General features: G+C 60.3%; 6 protein-coding genes and 1 pseudogene. 4 read left to right on the top strand and 3 right to left on the bottom strand.

What is annotated here, in order from left to right; all coding sequences use genetic code 11:
- Window positions 1-155 precede the first annotated feature (155 nt).
- Window positions 156-1,799 (top strand): GMC family oxidoreductase, encoded by a 1,644-nt coding sequence (locus GSQ92_RS25165; RefSeq protein WP_254066686.1) that lies wholly within the window; start codon window positions 156-158, stop codon window positions 1,797-1,799.
- 195 nt (window positions 1,800-1,994) lie between these two features.
- On the opposite strand, the gene GSQ92_RS25160 is transcribed toward GSQ92_RS25165, so the two are convergent.
- Window positions 1,995-2,870 (bottom strand): SDR family oxidoreductase, encoded by an 876-nt coding sequence (locus tag GSQ92_RS25160; RefSeq protein WP_159014238.1) that lies wholly within the window; start codon window positions 2,868-2,870, stop codon window positions 1,995-1,997.
- Between the two features lie 282 nt (window positions 2,871-3,152).
- Here GSQ92_RS25160 and GSQ92_RS25155 point away from each other — a divergent pair, with 282 nt between their 5' ends.
- Window positions 3,153-3,638 (top strand): inorganic diphosphatase, encoded by a 486-nt coding sequence (locus GSQ92_RS25155; RefSeq protein WP_159014236.1) that lies wholly within the window; start codon window positions 3,153-3,155, stop codon window positions 3,636-3,638.
- A 213-nt stretch (window positions 3,639-3,851) separates the two neighbouring features.
- Here the strand turns inward: GSQ92_RS25155 and GSQ92_RS31160 are convergent.
- A pseudogene (locus tag GSQ92_RS31160) lies at window positions 3,852-4,566 on the bottom strand (hypothetical protein).
- A 142-nt stretch (window positions 4,567-4,708) separates the two neighbouring features.
- On the opposite strand from GSQ92_RS31160, the gene GSQ92_RS25145 reads away from it, so the two are divergent.
- Window positions 4,709-6,235 carry a transposase gene (locus tag GSQ92_RS25145; protein ID WP_159014234.1) on the top strand — a complete coding sequence of 509 codons (1,527 nt, stop codon included), beginning with the start codon at window positions 4,709-4,711 and terminating at the stop codon, window positions 6,233-6,235.
- Between the two features lie 76 nt (window positions 6,236-6,311).
- Here the strand turns inward: GSQ92_RS25145 and GSQ92_RS25140 are convergent, their stop codons facing one another.
- Window positions 6,312-6,755: an AraC family transcriptional regulator gene (locus tag GSQ92_RS25140; RefSeq protein WP_216856936.1), complete on the bottom strand. Its 444-nt coding sequence runs from the start codon at window positions 6,753-6,755 to the stop codon at window positions 6,312-6,314.
- Between the two features lie 226 nt (window positions 6,756-6,981).
- Between GSQ92_RS25140 and GSQ92_RS25135 the strand changes: the two genes are divergently transcribed.
- Window positions 6,982-7,416: an SDR family NAD(P)-dependent oxidoreductase gene (locus GSQ92_RS25135; RefSeq protein ID WP_159014232.1), complete on the top strand. Its 435-nt coding sequence runs from the start codon at window positions 6,982-6,984 to the stop codon at window positions 7,414-7,416.
- Window positions 7,417-8,083 lie beyond the last annotated feature (667 nt).

Below are 8,083 nucleotides of genomic sequence, written 5' to 3'. Positions count from 1 at the left end.
CTATTACGCGCATCCGACGGCCTGGAGTGAAATTGGCTTTGGCGGACCGGCCAGTCCTCGCGGCTATGTCCGCATGGGACTGGATCGTCGCGACCCCTGGGAAGCCGTGGGGGCCAAGCCCGGCGAGGAAGAGACCGCACGCCACGAGAATGCGCGTGTCCGCTGATCCTCTTGCCGCACCTCGCGCCATCGGCGGCCGCGCGCCGGACGTTTTCAAGCCAGGCGGCTGGGTGGAGATGCGGAGCTACGCGGAAGACGACGTGGTTGATTTCGTCGTCATCGGCACCGGCGCTGGTGGCGGGCCGCTCATCGCCCGGCTCGCTGAACAAGGTTTCTCCGTCATTGGCTTCGACGCCGGCCCCTATTTTCGGCCGCTGGAAGACTTCGCTTCGGACGAGGCCGAGCAACAGAAGCTTTACTGGCTTGACCAGCGCATCATCGACGGCGGCAATCCCATTCGCATGGGAGGCAAGAACAGCGGCAAAGCCGTCGGCGGCAGCACGGTCCATTTTGCGATGGTCTCGCTACGGTTTCGGCCCGAATGGTTCAAATCCCGCAGCGCGCTCGGCTACGGCGCGGATTGGCCCCTCGATTGGCGCGAGATGTGGGATTACTACACCTGCGCCGAGAAGGCCCTCAGCATCGCCGGGCCCGTCAAGTACCCATGGGGACCGAAGCGCCCGCGCTATCCCTATCGTCCGCACGAATTGAATGGCGCCGCCGAACTGCTCGCGCGTGGCGCGGAGGCCATGGGATATAAATGGACCGCGACGCCGCTCGCCACTGTCTCGGCGCCACATGGCAATTCGCCGCCCTGCGTCTATCGGGGCTTTTGCCGGTTCGGCTGCTCGACCAACGCCAAGCAGAGTCAGCTGGTGACCTTCATTCCACGCGCCATCGCGGCAGGCGCCGAAATCCGCGACCTCGCCATGGTCGGGCGGGTCGAAACTGGGCCTGACGGACGAGCGACCGGGGTCCATTATCACCGTGAGGGGCGCTGGCGCTTCCAAAAGGCCCGCAATATTGTTGTCGCGGGATATGCGATCGAGACACCGCGGCTGCTGCTGGCTTCCGCAAATGATCGTTACCCTGACGGTCTTGCCAATAGCTCCGGCCTCGTCGGCAAGAATCTCATGACCCAATCCAACCAGGCGGTTTGGGGCGTCATGGACAAGGAGGTGCGCTGGAACAAAGGGCCACCCTCACTCGCTATCACAGAACATTGGAACTATGACGACCGCAAGAACTTTCAGGGCGGTTATTGCTGGATGGCGCAGGGCCCCTTGCCGGTCGAATGGGCCACCGTGGTCACTGGTTCCCGCAAGCTATGGGGCGCGCCGTTGCGCGAGCAGATGATGCAATATAATCACCAGGTCGGCCTCAAAATGGTCGGAGAAATGCTCCCCAGCGTGCGCAATCAGGTCACACTGACAGATGAGGTCGATCAGTACGGTCTGCGCATTCCGCGTATTACCTATAGCTGGAGCGACAACGACAAAGCGCTGATCCAACATGCCCTCGGCGAAATGCAGACGAGCCTGGAGCTAGTCGGCGCGACGGATATCTTCCGCCAGGAAGACGACACCAACCACCTCGCCGGTACTGCGCGCATGGGCAGCGATCCACGTAGCAGTGTCGTCAGCGCCGATTGCCGGAGCTGGGATATTCCCAATCTCTGGATCTGCGACGGCTCGGTCTTCCCGACAGTCGGCGGCGTCAATCCGTCCCTGACCATCACCGCCATCGCGCTTCGCACCGCCGATCGTATCAAAGCCCTAGCCACTCGTGGCGAACTTTAAGGCTATTCGAAAGACTTGACTATCGCGCTTGATGGATTGGCATGTAACAGCCGCAGGCTGGGGGCCGTCGCCGTCGCCACCAGGCCGCGGCTTGGGTCTTACAAGCCGTCCACAGCGGACTAGTGTAAAGATTACTTGACCTGGCTCGTCGTTGGTGTGGCGCTATTTACGATTGTCTCTGCACTCGGCTGATCCTCAGAAGATCGGCATTCCGCCGGCAACCGTTATGAGGGCGCCCGAAATGTAGCTGGATTCGTCCGAAGCCAGCATCACGTAAGGCGGCGCTACTTCAACCGGCTGTCCCGGCCGACCGAACGGCGTCTTGGAGCCAAAAGTTTTGACGGCGTCGCCCTCCATGCCGGATGGAATGAAGGGGGTCCAGATAGGGCCGGGCAGCACGGCGTTGACGCGTAGGCCCTTCTCGGCCAGCAGCTGAGCAAACGCAACCGTCATGTTCCCGATGGCTCCCTTCGTAGCGGAATAGCCGAACAGCGACGGCGGGGGGTTCTTGGTATTGACGGAGGCGGTGTTGATAATGGATCCACCCAGTTTCATGACGCCAACAACCGCCTTCGTCATGTAGAATGTGCCGTGCACATTGGTGGCGAACATAGCCTCCCAGTCCTCGTCCTTCGTTTCCTCGAGCGACGGCGTCGGGACTTGGAAAGCTGCATTGTTGACGAGTACGTTGATCTTACCGAAAAACTCGGTGGTCTTAGCAACGATCGCGCGCGCCTCAGCCGATTTGGAGATATCGGTCGGCAACAGCAAGGCGCGAACGCCGGCTTGAGTAATCAGCGCCTCGACCTCACGCGCTTCGGCCTCTTCAGCCGACAGATAGGCAATGGCGACATCGGCGCCTTCACGGGCGAAGGCGATCGCAACAGCGCGGCCGATGCCGCTGTCTCCGCCGGTGATCAACGCCGCCTTACCAGCAAGGCGACCGCTGCCCCTGTAGCTTTCCTCGCCATGGTCTGGCTTAGGGTCCATCGGGGCCGTTTTGCCAGGAAAGCTCTGCTGTTGTGGCTCGAAGGGAGGGCGCGGATAGAGGGTCGTAGGATCACGAGACATGGGAAAGTTCCGCCTGGGAAGAAGTGACCCGGTCACGCGACCGAACGAAACCCTCAGATGCGGCGATCACCCGCCCGCTCCAATGCGCAGCCGAGTCACACTATCTCGATGGGGCAGCCCCCATTGGAGTTGTTACGACCCTTATCCGTCGTCTGCTGCGGATCCTAAGACGGCGCTCGTTTGATGCTTATCAACGTCATCGTCGGTTGCAGGCTTCTGCGGACACGTCTTGTTCCGTGCTAGCGTCGGACCATCTCGTGGCTAAAGCGAGGCAATCTGACGATGAGCGACAAGTGGATGTTGGCTGAACTCCCTGCCTTTACGGAGTCGGGGTTATTGAACATCGTGATCGAGACGCCCAAAGGAAGTCGTAACAAGTTCGGCTTCGACCCGACGATCAATACCATGAGACTGAAGCATGTCCTGCCCGAAGGTATGCTTTTCCCTTTTGACTTCGGATTCATTCCTTCGACCCAGGCCGACGACTCCGACCCCATCGACGTTCTGGTGTTGTTGGACGCGCCGGCTATTTCCGGATGCGTGGTAGAAGCTCGATTGATCGGAGTTATCGAGGCTGAGCAGCGTTCCAAGGACGGTGCGTGGGAGCGAAACGATCGCCTACTGGCCGTCGCGACTCACGCGCGAACTCATGAACATATCCATAGCCTGGATGATCTTCGGGAAAATCTCCCTGCCGAGATCGAGACCTTTTTCCAAAACCTACAATCGGCTCAATGGCGGCGATTTCCGCGTCACGGGGCGCGGTGACCGCGCAGCCGCTCAAAGGGCGGTCGAGAAGGCGAAAGCCTAATTTCAGGCATGCGAATAGCCTTACGCGCCCTGAGCTTCTACTGCCTCAAGAACTGCCAGCTGCGCTCGGCCTCACACCTTTCCCAGGCGCTCAATCGACTCCGAGAGCGGGCGCACGCCATCGCTTTAGTCCTGCCAAGCGGTTGAACTCTGCATCAGTTTTGGAACGGTTCAGATCGTATATTTCGCAGGATCATCAGGATGCGAGAGCGCCACGTCCATCACGATGGCGGAGCCACTGGCCCGGAGACCGTGGCTGCGCGTGATGGCCGGCGCTGGCTCCTTGAGGTCGGTAGTGGCCGGTGCCGGTTCTAGCGTCTCGACGTCTCGAGCGGGGTTGTCTTCGCGTAGAGCCTTAAACGCCGCTTGCCGCAGCAGACCATCGGCCGTGAAGCCCTCATACTCGATCTCCGCCACCAACACCGGGCGCACCCAGTGGATTCCCCCAGCCTTCGCGGCGAGGTTTTGCCAAGAAAAGGGCTCTTGGCGGTCTCCAGCGCGCCTGCAGCTTCGGAAGGATGCGGGCGACCTTGTCCCGGCCGAATCCGGTCCCGACCCGACCTACCTCGACCAACTTGCCGTCGCGATACACGCCTGCAATCAGCGAGCGGAAGGCGCCATTAGTCGTCGTGTACAGCCGATCATCACCTCGTGGCCAGCACGGCACTTGGACTTGGTCCAGGTATCGACCCGTCCGGAGCTGTAAGGCGCGTCCAGCCGCAACGGACCGTGGCGCTGCTCTGGCATTGGACAGCCCATAGGGCGGGGATGTGACGAAGCGTAACGTCAACCTACTGTGACGCCCGCTAAGTTGGCGGCGGCCCAAGTTGTTGATGGGCCGGCGGAGCCACCAGCCGCCGGGGCGCGGTTCCCGTGGTGCAGTCATAATCCCCTGTCATCGCGAGGCGGAAATTAGTGTAGCGCGACACCACTGATGGCCGGGCGCGTTGCCTCACCTGAAATGTTACCCTGGCTCTACCCGTTGCCTCACCTGACATGCTCCCGGCCGGAACTGACCGGGGTTGGGCATGGGACGCATCAGCATGGCCACGCGTGACGAGTTAGTGGCGGCCCTGGTTGAACGATATGCCGGGTGTAGTCGAAGTGAGCGGGGTCTCATTCTCGACGAGTTTGTGGCGGTGACGAAGTTTCACCGGAAGCACGCGGCGCGGTTGCTGAAGGGTCGAAGCCGCGGACGTCGATCTGAGCCTCGCCCCGGCCGGCGCGTCTACGATGATGCGGCCCGTGAGGCGCTGATCGTGCTCTGGGAAGCTTCTGACCGGATCTGTGGCAAGCGGTTACGGCCATTGCTTCCGGTGATGCTCGAGGCGATGGAGCGCCATGGGCATCTCCAACTGCTCCCCGAAGTGCGGACTGGTTTACTGGCAATGAGCGCGGCGACCATGGATCGCGCTCTGCGCGAGGCAAAGGGGCAACCGGGGAAGAAGCGTCGGCGAGCACCACCGGCAGCTGCGGTGCGGCGGAGCGTGCCTGTGAGGACGTTTTCTGATTGGGGAGATCCAGCACCCGGCTTCATTGAGGCAGACCTCGTTGCACATGGCGGCCCAACGGCCGCTGGCAGCTTTGTTCAGACACTCGTCCTGACTGACATCGCGACGGGGTGGGTCGAGTGTGCGCCTCTTCTGTATCGTGAGCAGAAGCTTCTGACCGAAGTTCTCGGTGAAGTTCGCAAGCTTCTGCCATTCCCTTTGATTGGCTTCGACACTGATAATGACACGGTGTTAATGAACGAGACTGTGCGCGACTACTGCCGAGATTCCTCGATTGTCTTCACACGCTGCAGACCCTACCAGAAGAATGATCAGGCCTGGGTCGAGCAAAAGAATGGTGCCATCGTGCGCCGGCTTGTTGGCTATCGGCGGTTTGCGGGCCTTGAAGCCGCCGCCGCTCTTGCGCGGCTCTACAGATCGGTCCGGTTATTCGTGAACTTCTTCCAGCCTTCGTTCAAGCTGGCGGAGAAGTCCCGGGAAGGCGCGAAGGTTCGAAAGAGCTATCATTCACCGGCGACGCCATACCAACGGCTGATCGCCGATGCGAGGGCGACGGATGAGATAAAGCGGCAGGTCAAGGCGCAGTTTGAGACCCTCGATCCGGTCCGCTTGCTGAACGACATTCGTGCTGGTCAGAGACGGCTGGTAGAAATTGCCGACGCGCCGGAGGTTCCGCTCCTGATCGAACAGCCGACGCTCGAACAGTTCCTCTTCAGTTTGCGGACCGCATGGAAGGAGGGGGAGGTTCGACCGACGGCTCGGCGGAAGGCGCCAGGGACGAGGAAGAAGCGCAACACCCCGGATCCGTTCGCACTCGTGGCCGTTGAGCTCCGCGCCTGGTTTGAGGCTGAGCCCTGGCGAACGTCGGCAGAACTGTTTGCCCGCCTTCGGACGGAGCACCCTGATGCCTATGCCAACGGCCAGCTTCGAACGCTGCAGCGGCGTCTGAAAGAGTGGCGGCGGGACATGGCGCACCTGATGGTATTCGGGCGACCGCCGGCTGACGAAGCCATTGGAGAGGAAACAGAGATGGAAACGCAGTAGATGGAGCCGGAACGACCTCCCACGACAAGCGCACGGTCCTCGGCAACATTTTTGGATGAGGCAACAGGGCCGGCCATCAGTCCTGTCGCGCTACAGTGTGGTCCACCCGCACCGGAGCGCCGAGCGAGAACGACATGGAGCCCATTTGAATCACCGGGCTTTCAATAATCGCGGCATCGAGTTCGACGACGAGCGAGACGTAGGGGGCCGTCAGCGATGCACCGGTGATTTGGCTAAATGTTGGCACATCAGTGATGATCAGGAGAGACTCACCGACACCGAAGTCCAATGTATTGGTCCCCAAGGTCACGCGCTTGGTGCCTTGGAGTGACAGGGCCACGAGCGGTTTCGAGACCGAATATTGCAGCGCGCTAGGCTGCGTCTCGCGGACAATGGCAAAGCCGGCAATCGGTGTAAGGGCCACGCCATCCTGGCTGGGATAACGTTCGGCATAGCGCAGAGCGGCCACGAGTAGGCTTTGGGTCATGGATGAAACGATAAGGCGAAGCGAGCGCAGCACGCAATCCACTTCGGAGAATCGGGCAAAAAGTCTAGAGTTTAAGGCAAAGCGGCTGTTCGTAGTACTCAGAACTCAGAGCGCCTTGGTCAAATCTCCGTACGCTCGCAAGCGACAACTTAATATCAGTTTTGGAGAAACAGGCAAAAACCGCCAAGCTTTAGGCAACATTTGCGAAACAGCATGTCGGATAAGGGCTCGTCGCACCAGACGAACCAGAGAGAAACCAATGACACCCATTTCACTTGTGACCGGCGCTAGCCGGGGTCTTGGCCGCAACACGGCCCTTAGCATTGCGCGCCATGGTGGCGACGTCATTCTCACCTACCGGAACGGCGCAACCGAGGCGCAAGCAGCTGTGGCTGAGATTGAAGCGCTGGGCCGCAAAGCGGTCGCCTTGCCGCTCGACGTAGTGGATATCGCCAGCCTTCCGGCCTTCGCGGCAAGCGCCGCCCCCACGGGTAACGGCATGGACAGGGTGGAACAGCGGGGCAGAACAACACTGATCTGGCGCCCACTACGCGTCACGGACGACTGGAAGGAACTGCTCGGCGACGCTCTTTGTCTGTTTGGGAACATTCGCGGGCGCTTGAAACCTTGCGACCAGCATACGCCCATGCAGCATTTCAAATGCCAAGATTTCCCATCTCGGGCGCGAACTTAATACTGCCTTCACTTCGGGGGTAAACACCCCGACTCTGGCCTTTAACCCCCGCAGACTGGCAAACGGTGCATTTTCGACAATGTCGGTTTCGCGATGAAATCCAACAAACTGCTGAGGTTAATGGCCGCAAAGCCACACACCGTTCGCGCCAGCGAGGGAAAAGCGGCCACGGCTGGCCTGTTGTTCGGGCTGCTCCGACCGCGACGCTGTCGAATACGTAGCCAAGCCCAACTCCGGTCTCGCGGCCGTCGCACAAATCGATCAATCTCAAGCATCGACAGCGAGCGGAAACCATGTACCGGAATGTTCCAATATTCGACGCCCGCGTTGCGATCACAATGGATTTTACTACTATCCCGAACCGCTCACCTCACGCCGAAGGACGGCATCGACCCGACGGATGCGCTCGGCGGCGAGGGACTTCATAGGCCTGATGCACAGTATTCCCCAAAGCCGCTGCGCTTTATTACCTGGAGGCCGCGTGCTGGGCCCATGCGCGCCGAAAATTCTTTGTGCTGACCGACATGGCCGGCAACGCTCGCCAGACCGCAATTTCCGTTAGAGTGCCATAAAGGACGTTATAGCACTCTAATTCAGGCCGTCGAGCGTTTTTCTGAATAATGAGACGCCCTCTTGCATTAGTACCAATGTTTGGTATAATGCCTTC

Source organism: Acidisoma sp. S159, from assembly GCF_009766125.1.
Taxonomy (GTDB): domain Bacteria; phylum Pseudomonadota; class Alphaproteobacteria; order Acetobacterales; family Acetobacteraceae; genus Acidisoma.
This window is presented reverse-complemented; position numbering and strand designations above follow the sequence as displayed.